This is a genomic window from Streptomyces parvus, from assembly GCF_032121415.1.
GTDB lineage: Bacteria > Actinomycetota > Actinomycetes > Streptomycetales > Streptomycetaceae > Streptomyces > Streptomyces globisporus_A.
On record NZ_CP135079.1, the window covers coordinates 1275930 to 1295585 of the forward strand.

The 19656-nt window shown below is 72.8% G+C and carries 17 protein-coding genes; 12 read left to right on the forward strand and 5 right to left on the reverse strand.

What is annotated here, in order from left to right; genetic code table 11:
- Positions 1–35 precede the first annotated feature (35 nt).
- From RNL97_RS06855 to RNL97_RS06870, 4 genes are read left to right on the forward strand one after another with little or no spacing between them, the layout of a single operon-like run.
- The gene (locus RNL97_RS06855; RefSeq protein WP_030586481.1) at positions 36–1691 is read left to right on the forward strand and encodes a cobyric acid synthase; all 1656 of its coding nucleotides are present in this window, start codon (positions 36–38) and stop codon (positions 1689–1691) included.
- Positions 1688–3724: a putative cobaltochelatase gene (locus RNL97_RS06860; RefSeq protein ID WP_030586484.1), complete on the forward strand. Its 2037-nt coding sequence runs from the start codon at positions 1688–1690 to the stop codon at positions 3722–3724. The genes RNL97_RS06855 and RNL97_RS06860 overlap by 4 nt, the downstream gene beginning before the upstream one ends.
- Complete coding sequence (gene cobO, locus RNL97_RS06865) at positions 3724–4323, forward strand: cob(I)yrinic acid a,c-diamide adenosyltransferase (protein ID WP_030586487.1); 600 nt, start codon at positions 3724–3726, stop codon at positions 4321–4323. The genes RNL97_RS06860 and cobO overlap by 1 nt, the downstream gene beginning before the upstream one ends.
- Positions 4317–5684 carry a cobyrinate a,c-diamide synthase gene (locus RNL97_RS06870; RefSeq protein ID WP_030586489.1) on the forward strand — a complete coding sequence of 456 codons (1368 nt, stop codon included), beginning with the start codon at positions 4317–4319 and terminating at the stop codon, positions 5682–5684. Before cobO ends, RNL97_RS06870 begins: the two co-directional genes overlap by 7 nt.
- A gap of 44 nt (positions 5685–5728) precedes the next feature.
- Here the strand turns inward: RNL97_RS06870 and RNL97_RS06875 are convergent, their stop codons facing one another.
- Positions 5729–6460: a ZIP family metal transporter gene (locus tag RNL97_RS06875; protein WP_030586492.1), complete on the reverse strand. Its 732-nt coding sequence runs from the start codon at positions 6458–6460 to the stop codon at positions 5729–5731.
- Between the two features lie 164 nt (positions 6461–6624).
- On the opposite strand from RNL97_RS06875, the gene cobC reads away from it, so the two are divergent.
- Positions 6625–8238 (forward strand): Rv2231c family pyridoxal phosphate-dependent protein CobC, encoded by a 1614-nt coding sequence (cobC, locus tag RNL97_RS06880; protein WP_243313686.1) that lies wholly within the window; start codon positions 6625–6627, stop codon positions 8236–8238.
- A 63-nt stretch (positions 8239–8301) separates the two neighbouring features.
- Here the strand turns inward: cobC and RNL97_RS06885 are convergent, their stop codons facing one another.
- Complete coding sequence (locus RNL97_RS06885) at positions 8302–9237, reverse strand: SCO1860 family LAETG-anchored protein (protein ID WP_243313687.1); 936 nt, start codon at positions 9235–9237, stop codon at positions 8302–8304.
- A gap of 303 nt (positions 9238–9540) precedes the next feature.
- Positions 9541–10617: an amidohydrolase family protein gene (locus RNL97_RS06890; protein WP_030586501.1), complete on the reverse strand. Its 1077-nt coding sequence runs from the start codon at positions 10615–10617 to the stop codon at positions 9541–9543.
- A 148-nt stretch (positions 10618–10765) separates the two neighbouring features.
- Here RNL97_RS06890 and RNL97_RS06895 point away from each other — a divergent pair, with 148 nt between their 5' ends.
- The 6 genes from RNL97_RS06895 to RNL97_RS06920 all read left to right on the forward strand — a co-directional run bounded on the left by RNL97_RS06895 (position 10766) and on the right by RNL97_RS06920 (position 16737).
- Positions 10766–11872 carry a pyridoxal-phosphate-dependent aminotransferase family protein gene (locus tag RNL97_RS06895; RefSeq protein ID WP_243313692.1) on the forward strand — a complete coding sequence of 369 codons (1107 nt, stop codon included), beginning with the start codon at positions 10766–10768 and terminating at the stop codon, positions 11870–11872.
- 309 nt (positions 11873–12181) lie between these two features.
- Positions 12182–12712 carry a diaminobutyrate acetyltransferase gene (gene ectA / locus RNL97_RS06900; RefSeq protein ID WP_078652086.1) on the forward strand — a complete coding sequence of 177 codons (531 nt, stop codon included), beginning with the start codon at positions 12182–12184 and terminating at the stop codon, positions 12710–12712.
- 196 nt (positions 12713–12908) lie between these two features.
- Positions 12909–14171 carry a diaminobutyrate--2-oxoglutarate transaminase gene (ectB, locus tag RNL97_RS06905; RefSeq protein WP_030586508.1) on the forward strand — a complete coding sequence of 421 codons (1263 nt, stop codon included), beginning with the start codon at positions 12909–12911 and terminating at the stop codon, positions 14169–14171.
- 89 nt (positions 14172–14260) lie between these two features.
- Positions 14261–14659 (forward strand): ectoine synthase, encoded by a 399-nt coding sequence (locus RNL97_RS06910; RefSeq protein ID WP_006123624.1) that lies wholly within the window; start codon positions 14261–14263, stop codon positions 14657–14659.
- A 3-nt stretch (positions 14660–14662) separates the two neighbouring features.
- Positions 14663–15556, forward strand: a complete 894-nt coding sequence (gene thpD / locus RNL97_RS06915; protein ID WP_030586513.1) for an ectoine hydroxylase — start codon at positions 14663–14665, stop codon at positions 15554–15556.
- A gap of 146 nt (positions 15557–15702) precedes the next feature.
- On the forward strand, positions 15703–16737 hold the full coding sequence (locus tag RNL97_RS06920) for a VOC family protein (RefSeq protein WP_030586515.1): 1035 nt from the start codon (positions 15703–15705) through the stop codon (positions 16735–16737).
- Here RNL97_RS06920 and RNL97_RS06925 read toward each other — a convergent pair.
- Positions 16713–17783, reverse strand: coding sequence for an alkene reductase (locus RNL97_RS06925; protein ID WP_030586518.1), 1071 nt, complete (start codon positions 17781–17783; stop codon positions 16713–16715). The genes RNL97_RS06920 and RNL97_RS06925 overlap by 25 nt on opposite strands.
- 176 nt (positions 17784–17959) lie before the next feature.
- On the opposite strand from RNL97_RS06925, the gene RNL97_RS06930 reads away from it, so the two are divergent.
- Entirely contained in the window at positions 17960–18481 is a 522-nt protein-coding gene (locus RNL97_RS06930; RefSeq protein ID WP_030586521.1) for a MarR family winged helix-turn-helix transcriptional regulator, read from the forward strand.
- Positions 18482–18496: 15 nt separating this feature from the next.
- Here the strand turns inward: RNL97_RS06930 and RNL97_RS06935 are convergent, their stop codons facing one another.
- On the reverse strand, positions 18497–19555 hold the full coding sequence (locus RNL97_RS06935; RefSeq protein WP_030586524.1) for an aminotransferase class V-fold PLP-dependent enzyme: 1059 nt from the start codon (positions 19553–19555) through the stop codon (positions 18497–18499).
- Positions 19556–19656 lie beyond the last annotated feature (101 nt).

Below are 19656 nucleotides of genomic sequence, written 5' to 3' on the forward strand. Positions count from 1 at the left end.
GCACGGTCGCGTGCGGTACGGGAACGGGGGCGGGCATGAGGGGCGGCGGGCTGCTGGTCGCGGGAACGACCTCGGACGCGGGCAAGAGCGTCGTCACGGCGGGCATCTGCCGCTGGCTGGTGCGCCGGGGCGTGAAGGTCGCGCCGTTCAAGGCGCAGAACATGTCCCTCAACTCCTTCGTGACCCGCGAGGGTGCGGAGATCGGGCGGGCCCAGGCGATGCAGGCGCAGGCCGCCCGGGTGGAGCCGACGGCCCTGATGAACCCGGTGCTGCTGAAGCCCGGCAGCGACCGGTCCAGCCAGGTCGTCCTGATGGGGAAGCCGGTCGGCGAGATGAGCGCCCGCGGGTACCACGGAGGCCGTCAGGAGGCGCTGCTCGGCACGGTGACCGCCTGCCTGGAGGAGCTGCGGTCGACGTACGACGCGGTGATCTGCGAGGGGGCCGGCTCCCCCGCCGAGATCAACCTCCGGCGCACCGACATCGTGAACATGGGGATCGCGCGCGCCGCCCGCTTCCCCGTGCTGGTCGTCGGGGACATCGACCGCGGCGGGGTCTTCGCCTCGTTCTTCGGGACGACGGCGCTGCTGAGCGCAGAGGACCAGTCGCTGGTCGCGGGCTACCTGGTCAACAAGTTCCGGGGGGACGTCTCGCTGCTGGAGCCGGGCCTCGACATGCTGTACGGGCTGACCGGGCGGCGGACGTACGGGGTGCTGCCGTACGCCCACGGGCTCGGCATCGACGAGGAGGACGGCCTGCGGGTCTCCCTGCGGGGGGCGGTGCGGGAGTCGGTCGTGGCGCCGCCCCAGGGGGAGGACGTGCTGCGGGTCGCGGTCTGCGCGGTGCCGCTGATGTCCAACTTCACGGATGTGGACGCGCTGGCCGCCGAACCGGGCGTCGTCGTGCGGTTCGTGGACCGGGCGGAGGAGCTGGCCGACGCGGACCTGGTGATCGTGCCGGGGACGCGCGGCACGGTGAAGGCGCTGGCCTGGCTGCGGGAGCGCGGCCTCGCGGAGGCGCTGGTGCGGCGGGCTGCGGAGGGCCGGCCCGTGCTGGGGATCTGCGGCGGGTTCCAGGTGCTCGGTGAGCGGATCGAGGACGAGGTGGAGTCGCGGGCGGGGGTCGTGGCCGGGCTGGGGGTCCTTCCCGTGCGGATTCGCTTCGACCGGGACAAGACCCTGGCGCGGCCGGTCGGTTCGGCGCTGGGCGAGACCGTGGAGGGGTACGAGATCCACCACGGGGTGGCCGACGTACGGAGCGGGGAGCCGTTCCTGGACGGGTGCCGGGTGGGGGCGGTGTGGGGGACGCACTGGCACGGCTCGCTGGAGAGCGATGCGTTCCGGCGGCGGTTCCTGGTGGAGGTGGCCCGGGCCGCCGGGCGGCGGTTCGTTCCCGCGCCGGACACGAGTTTCGGGGTGCTGCGGGAGGAGCAGCTGGACCGGCTCGGGGATCTGGTGGAGGAGCACGCGGACACGGATGCGTTGTGGCGCTTGATCGAGGGGGGTGCGCCGGGGGGGCTGCCGTTCGTTCCGCCGGGGGCGCCGACGCCGGGTGCGGGTGGTTCGGCGGTCCGGGCCGCTGCCCCGGACCCCGCTGCTCCGTCGCCGGAGGGGCGTGAGATCGCCACGCCCCAGGGGCTTGGTGCGACCGGTCCCGTAGAAGCTGAACAGCATGTCGACGAGGAGGCCTTGTGAGTACGCCGTATCCCTTCACCGCGATCGTCGGGCAGGACGATCTGCGGCTCGGGCTCTTGCTGAACGCCGTCAGTCCGGCCGTCGGCGGGGTGCTCGTGCGGGGTGAGAAGGGGACCGCCAAGTCCACCGCCGTGCGGGCGCTGGCCGCGCTGATGCCCGAGGTCTCCGTCGTACCGGGGTGCCGGTTCTCCTGTGACCCGGTCTCGCCGGACCCTGCGTGTCCTGATGGGCCGCACGCGGAGGCGGCCGGGGTGTCGCGGGCCGCGCGGACCGTGGAGCTGCCGGTCGGGGCGTCCGAGGACCGGCTGGTGGGGGCGCTGGACATCGAGCGGGCGCTCTCGGAGGGCGTGAAGGCGTTCGAGCCGGGGCTGCTGGCCGACGCGCACCGCGGGATCCTGTACGTGGACGAGGTCAACCTCCTCCACGACCACTTGGTGGACCTGCTGCTGGACGCGGCGGCCATGGGCGCCTCGTACGTCGAGCGCGAAGGCGTCTCCGTACGGCATGCGGCGCGGTTCCTGCTGGTCGGGACGATGAACCCGGAAGAGGGCGAGCTGCGGCCGCAGTTGCTGGACCGGTTCGGGCTGACCGTGGAGGTCTCCGCGTCCCGGGACACCGACGAGCGGGTCGAGGTCGTGCGCCGTCGGCTCGCGTACGACGACGATCCCGAGGGCTTCGCCGCGCGCTGGGCCGAGGAGGAGGGCGCCCTGCGCGAGCGGATCGCCGCCGCGCGCGTCCTGCTGCCCCGGGTCGTGCTGAGCGACGGCGTGTTGCGGCAGATCGCGGCCACCTGCGCCGCGTTCGAGGTCGACGGGATGCGGGCCGACATCGTGATGGCCCGTACCGCCACCGCGCTCGCCGCCTGGGCCGGCCGCGAGGAGGTCACCGCCGACGACGTACGCCGGGCGGCCCTGCTGGCCCTCCCCCACCGGCGGCGGCGCAACCCGTTCGACGCGCCCGGTCTCGACGAGGACAAGCTCGACCAGACCCTGGACGAGGCCGGCGGGGACCAGGGGCAGGACAACGACGACGACCCCGACCCCGGTCCCGACGGTGGCGGTGACGGCGGTGGGGGCGGTGGGGTGCCGCCGCAGGCCGACGGGGAGGACCGTACGCCGCCCCGGGGCTCGGAGGGCGACTCTCCGTCCCCGGCCCCCCGGGGCGCGCCCGACACGCCCGGACGGCCCGCCGGGGGCGAGCAGCAGCCCGTGGCCTCCGCCGAGCCGTTCCGGACGAAGATGCTCAGCGTGCCGGGGCTCGGCGAAGGTGCTGCGGGGCGGCGCTCCCGGGCCCGTACCGAGCATGGCCGTACCACCGGCGCGCGGCGGCCCGAGGGGGCGCTGACCAAGCTGCATCTGGCCGCGACCGTGCAGGCCGCCGCCCCGCACCAGCGTGCGCGCGGGCGGGCCGGGCGCGGGCTCGTGGTGCGCCGGGACGATCTGCGGCAGGCGACCCGGGAGGGGCGTGAGGGCAACCTCGTGCTGTTCGTCGTGGACGCCTCCGGGTCGATGGCGGCCCGGCAGCGGATGAGTGCGGTCAAGGGGGCCGTGCTGTCGCTGCTGCTCGATGCCTACCAGCGGCGGGACAAGGTCGGTCTGGTGACCTTCCGGGGCAAGGAGGCCGACGTGGCGCTGCCGCCGACCTCGTCCGTGGACGCGGCCGCCTCCCGGCTGGAGTCGCTGCCGACCGGAGGCCGTACGCCGCTGGCCGCCGGGCTGCTCAAGGCCCATGACGTGCTGCGGGTGGAGCGGCTGCGCGATCCGTCGCGGCGGCCCCTGCTCGTCGTCGTCACGGACGGACGGGCGACCGGCGGGCCGGATCCCGTGGCGCTCGCGGGGCGGGCCGGGCGGCTGCACCGGGCCGAGGGGACGGCATCCGTCGTCGTGGACTGCGAGTCGGGGTACGTACGCCTCGGTCTCGCCGGGGAGTTGGCCCGGGAACTGGGAGGCACCGCCGTCACGCTCGACGAGCTGCGGGCCGACTCGATCGCCGGGCTCGTCAAGGACGTCACCGCAGCCGGGAGGGCCGCTTAATGCCACAGGGACAGCCGACCACGGTGCCGGACGACGGGCTCACCACCCGTCAGCGGCGCAACCGCCCGCTCCTGTTCGTCCACACGGGCGTCGGGAAGGGCAAGTCCACCGCCGCCTTCGGGCTCGCGCTGCGGGCCTGGAACCAGGGGTGGCCGATCGGGGTGTTCCAGTTCGTGAAGTCCGCGAAGTGGAAGGTCGGCGAGGAGAACGCGCTGAAGGTGCTGGGAGCGAGCGGCGAGGGCGGCACCGTCGACTGGCACAAGATGGGCGAGGGCTGGTCCTGGGTCCAGCGCGACGGCCAGCTCGACAACGAGGAGAAGGCCCGCGAGGGCTGGGAGCAGGTCAAGCGGGACCTGGCGGCGGAGACGTACAAGCTGTACGTGCTCGACGAGTTCGCCTATCCCCTGCACTGGGGCTGGATCGACACCGACGAGGTCGTCGAGGTCATGCGGAACCGGCCCGGCACCCAGCATGTGGTGATCACCGGCCGCAACGCGCCGGACAAGCTCATCGAGGCCGCCGACCTGGTGACCGACATGTCGAAGGTCAAGCACCCGATGGACGCGGGGCAGAAGGGCCAGAGGGGCATCGAGTGGTGAGTGTGCCCCGTCTGGTCATCGCCGCGCCGGCCTCCAACAGCGGCAAGACCACCGTCGCCACCGGTCTGATGGCCGCCTTCGCCGCGCGCGGGCTGGCCGTCTCGCCGCACAAGGTCGGCCCGGACTACATCGATCCGGGCTACCACTCCCTGGCGACGGGCCGCCCCGGCCGGAATCTCGACGCGTACATGTGCGGGACGGACCTCGTCGCCCCGCTCTTCGCGCACGGGTCCGCGGGGTGCGACCTCGCCGTGGTCGAGGGCGTGATGGGGCTGTACGACGGTGCCTCGGGCCAGGGGGAGCTGGCATCGACCGCGCAGGTGGCCAAGCTGCTCAAGGCGCCCGTGGTGCTGGTGGTGGACGCCTCCTCGCAGTCCCGGTCCGTGGCGGCCCTGGTGCACGGGTTCGCCTCCTGGGACCCTCAGGTGCGGATCGGCGGGGTGATCCTGAACAAGGTGGCCTCCGACCGGCACGAGGCGCTGCTGCGGGACGCGCTGGACGAGTCGGGGCTGCCGGTGCTCGGGGTGATCCGGCGGGCGCCGCAGGTCGCGACGCCCTCGCGGCACCTGGGACTGGTCCCGGTGGCCGAGCGGCAGAGCGAAGCGGTGGACGCCGTTCGGGCCATGGGCGAGCGGGTGCGCGCCGGGTGCGACCTGGACGCGCTGCTGGCGCTGGCGCGGACGGCTCCCGCACCGGCGGTCGAGCCGTGGCAGCCCGCGTACGGCCGCGCCGCCACCGGTCAGGGCCCCCGGCCCGTCGTCGCCGTGGCGGGCGGGGCGGCGTTCACCTTCGCGTACGCGGAGCACGCCGAGCTGCTGACGGCGGCCGGTGCGGAGGTCGTGACCTTCGATCCGCTGCGGGACGAGAAGCTGCCCGCGGGTACGGCGGGACTCGTCATCGGTGGCGGGTTCCCGGAGATGTACGCCCCCGAGCTGTCGGCCAACGAGCCGTTGCGGCGGGCGGTCACGGAACTGGCCCTGAGCGGTGCGCCGGTGGCCGCCGAGTGCGCGGGGCTGCTGTATCTGGCCCGGGAGCTGGACGGGAAGCCGATGTGCGGGGTGCTGGACGCCGGGGCCCGGATGTCCGAGCGGCTGACGCTCGGGTACCGGCAGGCGGTGGCGGTCTCGGACAGCCCGCTGGCGGCGGCGGGGACCCGGGTGCGGGGGCACGAGTTCCACCGCACGGTGCTGGAGCCCGCCGCGGGGGCCACTCCGGCCTGGGGCATGCACCAGCCGGAGCGGCGGGTCGAGGGGTACGTCCAGCGGGGCGTGCACGCGAGCTATCTGCACACCCACTGGGCCGCGTCGCCCGAGGTGGCCCGGCGGTTCGTGGAGCACTGCCGGGTGCTTCCGGCGCGGTGAGCGGCGCGTCCGGCGCACGGGGACGTCCGGGGCGTACGCGTGGCTCACTCGGCGATGCCGACGACCAGCCAGATGAAGCCCACGCCCCCGATGGTGCAGAGAAGGGTGGAGCGGGCGGGATGGGTGTGGTGCGCCTCGGGAAGGATCTCCGCAGCGGCCAGGTAGAGCAGGGCTCCGCCGAAGAAGCCGAGATAGCCGCCGAGCAGTTCCTCCGGAAGGGTGAACAGCAGCGTCGTCGCCGCGCCCACGACCGGTGCCACGGCGGCCGCGAACAACATCAGGAGCGCTTTGCGGCGGGCGTTCCCGTACAGACTGGTGAGGGTGTACGTGTTGAATCCGTCGGCGAAGTCATGACTGATCACCGCCAGCGCGACGGCCACGCCCATGGAGCCGCTGACCTGGAAGGCGGCGCCGAGCGCGATGCCGTCCATCAGGCTGTGGCCGACCATCGCGGCGGCCGCCGCCAGCCCCACCTGCGGTACGCGCTCGCCGTGCTGCCCGCCCGCCCCGTGTGCCACCTGGCGTACGGAGAGCAGCCGCTCGACCAGATGGGCCACCAGGAAGCCGCCCACGAAGAGCAGCAGCGCCATCGGCACCCCGAGCACCGGCTCGCCCGCCGCCTCGATCGCCTCCGGCAGGAGGTCGAGACCGACCACGCCGAGCATCAGGCCTCCCGCGAGGCCGAGCACCAGATGGCGGCGGTCGGTGACGCGTTGGGCGACCCAGCCGCCGGCCAGGGTCATCAGGAACGCGCCGAGCGCGACGAACACCGCCATGGGGCCTTGCTAGCCGATCGGGCCCCCTCCGCGCATCTCAGGGTGTCCTTACCGGTGGCGTTCTGGCCGCCCTTCCCCTCGCCCGGGTCCGCGCTCCGTATACGGAGCCCCGCCCTCTCCCTCATACCACCGAGACGTTCGACCTGAAAGGCAGGACTCCGCCGATGACCGGAGCATCCGTCGGCCCCGGACCGGAGTCCGGCGCCCGCAGTCTGGTGGTGGGGGTCGGCGCGCGCAGGGGTGCCTCGGGCGATGTGGTGTTCGCCCTGATCGAGGCGGTGCTGAGCGGGGCGGGGTTGGACCCGGCGGATGTGGCGGAGGTGGCCACGGTCGACGCCAAGGGGGACGAGCCGGGGATCGTGGGGGCGGCGGCCCGGCTCGGGGTGCCGGTGCGGACCCATCCGGCCGGGGCGCTGGCCGCGGTCCGGGTGCCGCACCCCTCGGGGACGGTGGGCGCGGCGTTGGGGACCCCGTCGGTCGCGGAGGCGGCCGCGCTGATCGAGGCGGACGAACTGGTGGTGCCGAAGACGCGCGCCCCGGGCGGGGAGGCGGCGGCGAAGGGGGTGGCGACCTGTGCGGTGGCCCGCCGTCTTCCGCCCGTCGACGGGACTTTCGGTGTTTCCGGCAGGAAAACTTCCACCTCACCGGTGACGGCAGGCTCCCGCCCGTTCACCATGGCTGCCATGAACCCCCCCACGCGTCCCCCCATGCGGGACATCGAGAGCGCCGGGCCCGACCTGCGGCACCACGGCGACGCGGAGGTCCGCGGCGAGAATCTGACCGATCTCGCCGTGAACGTCCGTACCCACACCCCTCCCCCGTGGCTGCGTGAGCGGATAGCCGCGTCGCTCACCTCGCTGGCCGCCTATCCCGACGGGTCGTCCGCCCGGGCCGCGGTCGCCGGCCGGCACGGGCTGCCCGTGGAGCGGGTGCTGCTGACGGCGGGCGCGGCCGAGGCGTTCGTCCTGATCGCCCGGGCTCTTCCGGCCCGCCGCCCGGTCGTGGTGCACCCGCAGTTCACGGAGCCGGAGGCGGCGCTGCGGGCGGCCGGGCACGAGGTGGGGCGGGTCCTGCTGCGGGCCGAGGACGGTTTCCGGCTCGATCCGGCGGCGGTGCCCGAGGAGGCGGACCTCGTGGTGGTCGGCAATCCGACGAACCCGACGTCCGTGCTTCATCCGGCGGCCCTGCTGGAGAAGCTGGCGCGGCCGGGGCGGACGCTGGTGGTCGACGAGGCGTTCATGGACGTCGTGCCGGGCGAGCGCGAGGCGGTGTGCGACCGGACGGACATTCCGGGGCTGGTGGTGCTGCGCAGCCTCACCAAGACGTGGGGGCTCGCCGGGCTGCGGATCGGCTATGTGCTGGCCGAGCCGGAGACGGTGGCGCTGCTCGCCGAGGCGCAGCCGCTGTGGCCGGTGTCCACCCCGGCGCTGGCGGCGGCCGAGGCGTGCATGGAGCCGCGGGCGCTGGTGGAGGCGGCGGAGGCCGCGGACCGGATCACCGTGGACCGGGCCCATCTGCTCGCCGGTCTTGCGGAGTTCAGCGAGGTGGAGGTGGTGGAGGCGGCCCGGGGGCCGTTCGTGCTGGCGCGTCTGGAGCGGGCGGCGGAGGTCCGGGAGCGGCTGCGGCTGCTGGGCTTCGCGGCCCGGCGCGGCGATACGTTCCCGGGGCTCGGGCCGCGGTGGCTGCGGCTCGCGGTCCGCGACCGGGCCACGACCAATCGTTTCCTCCAGGCCCTGGACCAGGCCGTGCAGGCGCTGCCCGCGAGATCGGGGAGCTGAGCGGCCCCGCACGTGGGGGCGGCGTTCTTCGCGCGAACGCCGCCCCCGCCCCCGTCACACGGATCAGCTCTGGCCGCTGCTGCGCCTGCGCGCCAGCACGGTGGCGCCCGCGCCGACGGCGAGGAGGAGGGCAGCGCCGCCCGCGATGTACGGGGTGGTGGAGCTGCCGCCGGTCTCGGCGAGGTTGGCCTCGGCGGGGGCGGTGTCGGAGCCGGTCTGTGTCGTCACGTCGCCCTTGCCGCCGCCGGTGGAGCCGCCCGTGGTGCTCGGCTCCTCGGGGGCCTTCGGCCCCTTCGGGGTCTCGCAGGTCGCCTCGGCGAGGGTGACCTCGCCGTTGACCTCGGCGACGTTGAGCTTCAGCGGGTTGACCGCCACCTTGAGCCGGAGCGCCGTCGCGGCCGCCGTGCGCTCGGTGGTGACCGTCTCGGACAGGTCGAGGGAGACCTCGCCGACGCCCGGCACCGACACCTGGGTCGGACCGCCCGCGCTGAGCGTCACCTTCTTGCCGAGCACCGCGACGTGACCGAGCACGTTCGATTCGGCGACGGGCTGCTTGCCCGTCTCGCAGACCGCCTTGGAGGTGACCTTCTCGACCTCGATGAGCGAGAGCGCCGCGAGTCCGGGGACGTGGATCCGGGCCTTCGCCAGGTTGGTGTGGCCCTCGGCCCTGCGCTCGTCCACGGTGGCGTCGGCGGTGGCCACGTCGGCACGCAGCACGTCGACCGGGCGGCCCTCCACCCCGTCCAGGTTGACGCTCAGCGCGGTCTTCTCGGCGCTGGCCGGGGCCTGCACCTCGTTGAGCGTGACCTTGAGGGGCACCTGGACGGACTTGTTGAGGAGCGAGACGTCGAGCCCGGTACGGAGCACGACCGCGCTCGCCCTGCCCTCACCGCCGGTGGTGGGCGTCGCCGGGGCTGCGTGCGCGGGGACGGCGGCAAGCAGAGCGACGGGGGCGGCGGCGGCCGCCACGGCGGCGAGACGGAAGGTGTTGCTGTTCAAGATGGTGGAACCCCCACAAGAGACATGGAGCCACCGGCACAGTCCAATGGGGGACATCGCCTGCGCCGGTGGCCTCGACTCCGTGAATCTTTACGCACTGAGGGTGAACTGGCGGATACCTGACGTGAGTTCACCCCAAAGGGGGGTTTCCGTGCGCATATTCGAATCTTTCGGCACGTGCGTTCCCTCCCGCCTCTCCCCGTCACCCGATTCACGCGGCGGAGGCCGAGGTACGTGAACGGGCCGAGCCGTACCAACGAGCCGACGACCGTATCCGTCACTGCCCGTCAACACCCCGCCAGGTCAGCCGATGACCCGCCCGTTCAGCACGATGTGCCGGGGCGCCGCCAGCACCCGGACGTCCGCGCGCGGGTCCGCGTCGTACACGACCAGGTCCGCCGGAGCCCCCTCGTCGAGCCCGGGCCGCCCCAGCCAGCGCCTGGCTCCCCACGCCGTCGCGGAGAGGGCCTCCAGGGGCGGGATGCCCGCCTTGACCAGCTCGGCGACCTCGCCCGCGACCAGGCCGTGCGCCAGGGAGCCGCCCGCGTCGGTGCCGACGTAGACCGGGATCCCGGCGTCGTACGCGGAGCGCACGGTGTCGTAGCGCCGGTCGTACAGCTGCCGCATATGGGCCGACCAGCGGGGGAACTTGGCCTCGCCGCCCGTCGCCAGGTCGGGGAAGGTGGCGATGTTGACCAGCGTCGGGACGATCGCGACGCCGCGTTCGGCGAAGAGCGGGATGGTGTCCTCGGTGAGGCCGGTGGCGTGCTCGACGCAGTCGATGCCGGCCTCCACCAGATCGCGCAGCGACTCCTCGGCGAAGCAGTGCGCGGTGACCCGGGCGCCCAGCCGGTGCGCCTCGGCGATGGCCGCCTCGACCTCGCCGCGCGGCCAGCAGGCGGTGAGGTCCCCGGCGTCGCGGTCGATCCAGTCCCCCACGAGCTTGACCCAGCCGTCGCCGCGACGGGCCTCCTGGGCGACGTACGCCACGAGGTCGCCCGGCTCGATCTCGTGCGCGTAGTTGCGGATGTAGCGGCGGGTCCTCGCGATGTGGCGGCCGGCCCTGATGATCTTCGGCAGGTCCTCGCGGTCGTCGATCCAGCGGGTGTCGGAGGGCGATCCGGCATCCCGGATCAGCAGGGTCCCGGCCTCCCGGTCGGTGAGCGCCTGCTTCTCGGCGGTCGCCGCGTCGACCGGGCCGTGCCGGTCGAGCCCGACATGGCAGTGGGCGTCGACGAGGCCGGGCAGCGCCCACCCCCTGACCGTCACCGCGCCGTCGGCGCCGGGCGGCCGCTCATAGGTGATCCGCCCGTCCACGGCCCACAGTTCGTCCCGCACCTCGTCCGGGCCGACGAGCACCCGGCCCTTCACCCGCAGCAACGGCCGCTCCTCCCGGTCACGCACTTCGACCACCCGCCCGATCCCTCACCCGATCACTCATACGCGGCACTGTACGAGGCCACCGGTGGGCCGTCGGTAGGCTGCCAGTGCCTTTCGACCGACGGACGAACCCGAAGAGAGCCCCACCGTGACGCACCCCTTCCTCGACCTGCCCCCGCTGACCGCCGGCCACTTCGCGTCGATCGAGCGGCGCGTGGCCCGGCTCCTCGCCACGGAACAGGACGTCGTCATCACCCAGGGCGAGGCGCTGCTGCCGCTGGAGGGCTGCATCCGCAGCGGCGCGCGGCCCGGCTCGACCGCGCTGAACGTGGTCACGGGCCCGTACGGGCAGACCTTCGGCAACTGGCTGCGGGACTGCGGTGCGCAGGTCGTCGACCTCGTGGTGCCCTTCCACACGGCGGTGACCGCCGACCAGGTCGCCGAGGCGCTCGCCGGGCACCCGGAGATCGACTTCGTCTCGCTGGTGCACGCCGAGGCGGCGACCGGCAACACCAACCCGGTCGCGGAGATCGGCGAGGTGGTCCGGGCGCACGGCGCGCTGTTCATGCTGGACGCGGTCGCCTCGGTGGGCGCCGAACCGCTGCTGCCGGACGCCTGGGGCGTCGACCTGTGCGTGATCGGCGCACAGAAGGCCATGGGCGGGCCCGCCGGGGTCTCCGCGGTGTCGGTGAGCGCGCGGGCCTGGGAGCGGATCGCCGCCAACCCGGCCGCACCGCGCCGCTCCTACCTCTCGCTGCTGGACTGGAAGGAGCGCTGGATCGACGGCGGCCGCACGGCCCTGCCGCACGCTCCGGCGCAGTTGGAGATGCTGGGCCTGGAGGCATGTGTGGCCCGGATCGAGGACGAGGGCCTGGAGACGGTGATGGCCCGCCACGCCTCGGCCGCCGCGGCGACCAGGGCCGGAACGGTGGCGCTGGGCGGCGGGCTGGAACCGTACGTCCACGCGGCACGGGACGCCGCCCCGGTGGCGACGACGCTGCGCGCCCCGGCGGGGACGGACGCGGCCGCGCTGGTCGCGGCGGCACTGGCGGCGGACCCCGCGCTGCCGCTGGTCGCGGGCGGCGGGGCGCTGTCCAAGGAGATGATCCGGGTCAACCATTACGGGGCGGATGCGACGCGGGGCGCGGTGCTGTCCTCGCTCGCGGCTCTGGGGGCGGCGCTGACCGATGCGGGCCGGCAGGTCGATATCGAGGCTGCCCGCCGAGCTGTTTCGGAAACCTGGCCGAGCCGATAGATTCTCCATATGCGGGGAGCCGCTTTATCGAAAGCAGCTTCCCGCATTCTTCTGCCCGCTTTCCCGTCGGCTAAACGCGTCAGTTTTCACGCAGGTCGAACTTCATGATTCGGACACGTTCCAGGAGAGTTACGAGCCTGTGACCGACTCCACATCGGCGGCGTTATGCCCGTTAAATTCAGGACAAAGCGGGGGAAGTTCCACCCGGATCATGGGGCGGCTCGCGCACGCCTGATAACACATGGGCGCCCTTCACCCAACCCCTTACGTCGATGCAATTTCGAAATTTGCTGGGTAAATTCAATTCGCATGACCGCCGCACCAGCAGATTTTGCCCGTGCCCGAAGTGAATTCCTCAGTATCGATGCGCCGCGAGTGGAGGACGGAGCCGCGATCTGGCGCATTGCCCGCGACTCCCAGGTCCTGGACCTGAACTCCTCGTACAGCTACCTGCTGTGGTGCCGTGACTTCGCCGCGACCTCCGTCGTCGCCCGTGGCGAGAGCGGCGAGCCCATCGCCTTCGTGACGGGCTACATCCGGCCCGACCGCCCCCAGACCCTGGTCGTCTGGCAGGTGGCCGTCGACTCGGCCCACCGCGGCAAGGGACTGGCCGCGACGCTGCTGGACGCGCTGACCGCCCGGGTCGCCGCCGACCAGGGACTGTCGTCCGTGGAGACGACGATCACCCCGGACAACACCGCCTCCGACCGGCTGTTCAGGTCCTACGCCCAGCGGCACGACGTGGCGCTGGAGCAGGAGGTCCTCTTCGACGGCGACCTCTTCCCCGAAGGAACCCACCTGCCCGAGGTGCTCTACCGGATCGGCCCGTTCACCACCTGAGCCCGCCCGGTCGCGCTTCCCGCGTACCCGACCCGTACGCCCCGCCGCCCGACCCCCGCCCGGCGCACCCGACCCGTGCGCCCGGTCCCCACGACTTTTCGCGCCGGCCGACCACCCGGCGCGGTCCCGGCCGCATCCGTGCGGCGGGGAGCACCAGACCACCGCCCGTCACACCCCCTCACGCAGGAGATCCGCTGTGACCATCACCCCGCCCGCACTGAGCGTCTTCGAGACCCTGGAGTCCGAGGTCCGGAGCTACTGCCGCGGTTGGCCCGCCGTCTTCGACCGTGCGCAGGGCGCCCGGCTGACCGACGAGGACGGCCACTCCTACCTGGACTTCTTCGCCGGGGCCGGCTCGCTCAACTACGGCCACAACAACCCGGTGCTGAAACGAGCGCTGATCGACTACATCGAGCGCGACGGCATCACCCACGGCCTGGACATGGCGACCACTGCCAAGCGCGCGTTCCTGGAGACCTTCCAGAACGTGATCCTGCGCCCGCGCGACCTGCCGTACAAGGTGATGTTCCCCGGCCCGACCGGCACCAACGCCGTCGAGTCGGCGCTGAAGCTGGCCCGTAAGGTCAAGGGCCGAGAGGCCGTCGTCTCGTTCACCAACGCCTTCCACGGCATGTCGCTGGGCTCGCTGGCCGTCACCGGCAACGCCTTCAAGCGCGCCGGGGCCGGGGTCCCGCTGGTGCACGGCACCCCGATGCCGTTCGACAACTACTTCGACGGCACGGTCCCGGACTTCCTGTGGTTCGAGCGGCTCCTGGAGGACCAGGGCTCCGGTCTCAACAAGCCCGCCGCGGTGATCGTGGAGACGGTCCAGGGCGAGGGCGGCATCAACGTCGCCCGCGCCGAGTGGCTGCGGGCGCTGCAGGAGCTGTGCCACCGCCAGGACATGCTGCTGATCGTCGACGACATCCAGATGGGCTGCGGCCGTACCGGCGGCTTCTTCTCCTTCGAGGAGGCCGGGATCACCCCGGACATCGTCACGCTGTCGAAGTCCATCAGCGGTTACGGGCTGCCGATGTCGCTCTGCCTGTTCAAGCCGGAGCTGGACATCTGGGAGCCGGGCGAGCACAACGGCACCTTCCGCGGCAACAACCCGGCCTTCGTCACGGCCGCCGCCGCACTGCAGGCGTACTGGGCGGACGGCCAGATGGAGAAGCAGACCCTGGCCCGCGGCGAGCAGATCGAGCAGACGCTGCTGGCCATCTGCGCCGAGGAGCCGACCGCGCACTTCCGCGGCCGGGGCCTGGTGTGGGGCATGGAGTTCGAGGACCCGGCGCGGGCCTCGGCGGTCTGCGCCCGCGCCTTCGAGCTGGGGCTCCTGCTGGAGACCTCCGGCCCGCAGAGCGAGGTCGTCAAGCTGCTGCCGCCGCTGACCATCACCCCCGAGGAGCTGGACGAGGGCCTGCGCACGCTGGCCCGCTCCGTCCGCGAGACGGCCTGACCCGGTCCTGCCGGGGCAGGTGGAAGAAGAGAGGCCCCGGGCCGCGAGGCCCGGGGCCCGTGCAGAGAAGAGAAAGGCAACCGCTCACCGTGATCGTCCGATCGTTCAGTGACATCGAGAACACCGACCGGCATGTGAAGGCCGCGTCCGGCACCTGGGAGAGCAAGCGCATCGTGCTCGCCAAGGAGAAGGTGGGCTTCTCGCTCCACGAGACCGTGCTGTACGCGGGCACGGAGACCTCCATGTGGTACGCGAACCACATCGAGGCGGTGCTGTGCACCGAGGGCGAGGCCGAGCTCACCAACGACGAGACCGGCGAGAAGCACTGGATCACGCCCGGCACGATGTATCTGCTGGACGGGCACGAGCGCCACACCATGCGGCCCAAGACCGACTTCCGCTGCGTGTGCGTCTTCAATCCCCCCGTCACCGGACGGGAGGACCATGACGAGAACGGTGTCTATCCACTGCTGACCGAGGAGGGCTGAACCATGACCACCGAAGTACGCGCCGATCTGTACCCCTCGCGCGGCGCCGCCGAGATGACCACTCCCCGCCAGGACCCGGTCATCTGGTCCGCGCCGGGCGCACCGGGTCCGATCGCCGCCAAGGACCTGCAGAGCTACGAGCACGACGGCTTCCTCAGCATCGAGCAGCTGATCACGCCGGACGAGGTCGCCGTCTACCGGGCGGAGCTTGACCGGCTGGTCTCGGACCCGCTGATCCGCGCCGACGAGCGCTCCATCGTGGAGAAGCAGTCGCAGAACGTGCGGTCCGTCTTCGAGGTCCACAAGATCAGTGAGGTCTTCGCCGGGCTGGTCCGCGACGAGCGGGTGGTGGGCCGGGCACGCCAGATCCTCGGCTCGGACGTGTACGTCCACCAGTCCCGGATCAACGTGAAGCCGGGCTTCGGGGCCTCGGGCTTCTACTGGCACTCCGACTTCGAGACGTGGCACGCTGAGGACGGTCTGCCGAACATGCGGACGGTGTCCGTGTCGATCGCGCTGACGGAGAACTTCGACACCAACGGCGGGCTGATGATCATGCCCGGTTCGCACAAGTCGTTCCTCGGCTGTGCGGGCGAGACGCCGAAGGACAACTACAAGAAGTCGCTCCAGATGCAGGACGCCGGCACCCCCTCCGACGAGGCGCTGACGAAGATGGCCGACCGCCACGGCATCAAGCTCTTCACGGGCAAGGCCGGTTCGGCGACCTGGTTCGACTGCAACGCCATGCACGGCTCGGGCGACAACATCACCCCGTACGCGCGCAGCAACGTCTTCATCGTCTTCAACAGCGTGGAGAACACGGCGCAGGAGCCCTTCGCGGCTCCTATCCGCCGCCCGGAGTTCATCGGGGCGCGGGACTTCACCCCGGTGAAGTAGCGCGACGCGCAGGCGGAAGGGCCGGGACGGTACGCCGTCCCGGCCCTTCGCGCGTGCCGCGCGGGACCGGGGCGCGGGCGGCCCGCGGGGCCGGTCGTCGCGTAACTCGCTGGACCGGGAGCAAGTCGGCGGGGAGGGTGGCGGCCATGACTTCCCATGTACGCCACATCACGATCGACTGTGCCGACGCCTACGCGCTGGGCAGCTTCTGGGCCCAGGTGCTCGGCGCGCCGCTCTCCGACGAGGACCGACCCGGCGACCCGGAGGCGCTGGTGGAAACCCCCGGCGCGGCGGTTCTCTTCGTGCAGGTGGCCGAGGAGAAACAGACCAAGAACCGCGTCCATCTCGACATCCAGCCGCACGACCGCTCCCGCGACGAGGAGGTCGAGCGGCTGCTCGCGCTCGGTGCGACCCTCGTCGGGGACCACCGCAGGCCGAACGGGCGCGGCTGGGCGACGCTCGCCGACCCCGAGGGCAACGAGTTCTGCGTGGAGTGCGGCGCGGCCGAACGGGCGGCACTGACCGGGACCCGGCTGCCGCTGACCGCCGACGACGTGACGACCGCGGTGCGGCTCGCGGTGGACGTGCTGGCGAAGGCCCCGGCGGACCGCTGGGAGGCCCGGGCCGGATCGCTGGAGTGGACGTGCTGGGAGACGGCGGAGCACCTGGGCGACGATCTGTTCACGTACGCCGTCCGGTTGGGCCCCCGTACGCCCCCGCTGGAGAAGAACCTCCCCTTCCGGTCCGGTCCCGAACGGCCGGGCGGACCGGACGGCTACCTCGTCGTCGACCGCGAGGACGGGCCCGCCGGGCTGCTGGCGACGGTGGAGGCGAGCGGGGCGCTGCTGGCGTCGATGGTGCGGACGACTTCGCCCCGGGCGCGCGCGTACCACGTGTACGGCGTATCGGACCCGGAGGGCTTCGCCGCGATGGGCGTGGTGGAGACCCTGGTGCACACCCATGACCTGGCGGAGGGCCTGGGGCTGGAATGGGCGCCGCCCACCGCGCTCTGCGACCGGGCGCTGGCCCGGCTCTTCCCGGACGCGCCGGCGGGCGGCGACCGGTGGGCCGTCCTGCTGTGGGCCACCGGCCGCGCCGAGCTGCCGGGCCACCCGCGCCGCACCGCGTGGCGGTGGGACGGGCGGCCCCTGGAGGATCAGACGGCGTCGAGCGCCGGGTAGTCGGTGTAGCCCTTGGCGTCGCCGCCGAAGAAGGTCGACGGGTCGGGGGTGTTGAACGGGCCGCCCGCCTTCAGCCGGGCGGGCAGGTCCGGGTTGGCGAGGAAGAGCGCCCCGTAGGAGATCAGATCGGCGATGCCGTCGTCGATCACCGTGTGGTCGCCCGGTCCGGTGGGGCCCTCGGAGTGCACGTTGATGACGAGGGTCCCGGAGAAGGCCTTGCGCAGGGCGAGGGTCAGCTCGCGGATCGGGGTGGCCTCCAGGATGTGCAGATAGGCGAGGCCGAGCGGCTCGATCGCGCGGACCAGCGCGGTGTACGTGGCCTCCGGCGCGGGCTCGTCGATGTCGTTGTACGGGTTGCCGGGCGAGATGCGCAGTGCGGTGCGCTCCGGACCGATCTCGGCGGCGACGGCCTTGACGACCTCGACGGCGAAGCGGGTGCGGGCCTCGTCGGAGCCGCCCCAGGCGTCGGTGCGCCGGTTGGTGTTGGGGGCGAGGAACTGGTGGATGAGGTAGCCGTTGGCGCCGTGCAGCTCCACCCCGTCGAATCCGGCCTCCACGGCGTTGCGGGAGGCGGTGACGAAGTCGGCGACGGTCGCGCGGACCTCGGCGTCGGTCAGCTCGTGCGGCTCGACGAAGTCCTTCGGGCCGACGTGGGTGTAGACCTGCCCCTCGGCCCTGACCGGGGAGGCGCTGACGGGGACGAGCCCGTCCGGCAGCAGGACCGGGTGGCCGATGCGGCCCGCGTGCATGATCTGGGCGAAGATCTTGCCGCCCTGCGCGTGCACCGCGTCGGTGACCGTACGCCAGGAGGCGACCTGCTCGGCGCTGTGCAGGCCGGGCGTGGAGGGATAGCCCTGGCCCACGGCGGACGGCTGGATGCCCTCGGTGATCACGAGTCCCGCCGAGGCGCGCTGGGCGTAGTACGTGGCGGTCAGCTCGGTGGCGGTGCCGCCCTCACCGGCCCGGCTGCGGGTCATAGGGGCCAGCGCGATGCGGTTGGCCAGAGGGGTGCCGGACAGGTCGATCGGGTCGAAAACGGTGGTCATGAGGGCTCCCGGATAAGTATGTGGTCGGCCAACGATCGCCGCCGGGAGCAACTGTAACCCATTCATTGGTCGACCAAGGTAAAGTTGTCCGAAACCGTCGGGCATCATCGGAAGCCGCCACAGAGGCCATCACCGAAGCCGTCCCCCACCGCCCCGAGGACCCCCAGGAGCCCGCCATGACCACCGGCCGCGCCACCCCCGCGGAAGACGCCTGTACGAACGCGCTGCCCATGGCGGCGCTCAGCGGGCCCGTCAGCCACGCCGTCTCCCGGGTGGCCCGGCTGCACCGGATCGCAGCGGGCAAGGCGCTCAGGGGGGTGGACCTCTACCCGGGGCAGGAGTTGCTGATGATGCACCTGTGGGACCGGGGGGCGGTCCGGCAGACGGAGCTGATCCGGGCCCTGGAGCTGGACCCGTCCACGGTCACGAAGATGCTCCAGCGGCTGGAGCAGACCGGGCACGTGCGCCGCCGCCCCGACCCGGCCGACCGGCGGGCCGTGCTGGTCGAGGCGACGGACGAGAGCTGCGCGCTGCACACCGCGGTGGAGGCCGCCTGGGGCAGCCTGGAGGAGCACACGCTCGCGGGCCTGGATGCGGCCGAGCGCACGGAGCTGGTCCGGCTGCTGGCGAAGGTCGAGGAGAACCTCTGCCGGGAGACCGAGGACTGCCCCGACCGGCGCCGGACCGCATCCGGCTGAGCCGTCCCGTACGACTCAGGCCAGAAAGTCCAGCAGCCGGTCCACATCGGCCTCGGTGTTGTAGAGGTGGCAGGAGATCCGCAGATTCCCGGCCGGGGCGGAGACGGCGATCCCGGCCTCCACCAGCTCGGGCTGACGCCCGTCGAGCCCCGGCACGGAGACGATCGCCGACTCCCCGGCAACCGGCTTGTGCCCGAGGGCCGCCAGACCCGTCCGCAGCCGGGCGGCGAGCCCGGTGGCGTGCGCGTACAGGGCGGCGGCGCCGACCTCCGCCAGCAGGGCGAGGGAGTGCTCGGCCCCGTGGTACGAGAGGAAGGCGGGCGGCTCGTCGAAGCCCCGGGCGGTGGGGGCGAGGCGCTCCAGCGGGCCGTAGTTGCCCGTCCAGGGGGCGCCCGCGGAGACCCAGCCCGCGAAGAGGGCGGGCAGCGTGCCCTGCGCCTCCTCGGTGACGGTCAGGAACGACGTACCGCGGGGGCAGAGCAGGAATTTGAAGCCGCCGGTGACGGTGTAGTCGTACGCCCCGGCGTCCACCGGGAACCAGCCCGCCGCCTGGGTGGCGTCCAGCAGGGTGCGGGCCCCGTGCGCCGCGGCGGCGGCCCGGACGGCGGCGAGGTCGGCGACCCGGCCGTCGGCCGACTGCACGGCGGAGAAGGCGACCAGCGCGGTCGTATCGCGGACGGCCCCGGCGAGGTCCGCGAGCGGCGCGTACCGCATGCGCAGATCGCCGCGGAGCGCGAACGGGCTGACCACGGAGGAGAACTCGCCTTCGGGGCAGAGGACTTCGGCACCGGGCGGCAGCGAGGCGGCGATCAGACCGACGTGGACGGTGACGGAGCTGCCGGTGGCGACCCGGTCCGGGTGGAGCCCGACGAGCCGGGCGAAGCCGACCCGGGCGGCCTCCACGGCCTCGAAGCTGCCGGCCCCCACCCGGCGGCCCGCGGCGTTCTCGTCGGCCAGGGCCTTGACGGCGGCGATCGTCCGGCGGGGCAGCAGCCCCCAGCTGGAGGTGTTGAGGTAGGTGACCTCGGGCGCGAATTCGACGGCTGCGGCTTGGATGGGCGCGAGGATCGTCATGCGTCCACCCTGAAGCCCCCTCAACCCAAAGTCAATTACGAAGAGTTAAGGGGAACTCCAAAGAAACACTTATGGATCGCGACCGATGCGACCGACGCGGC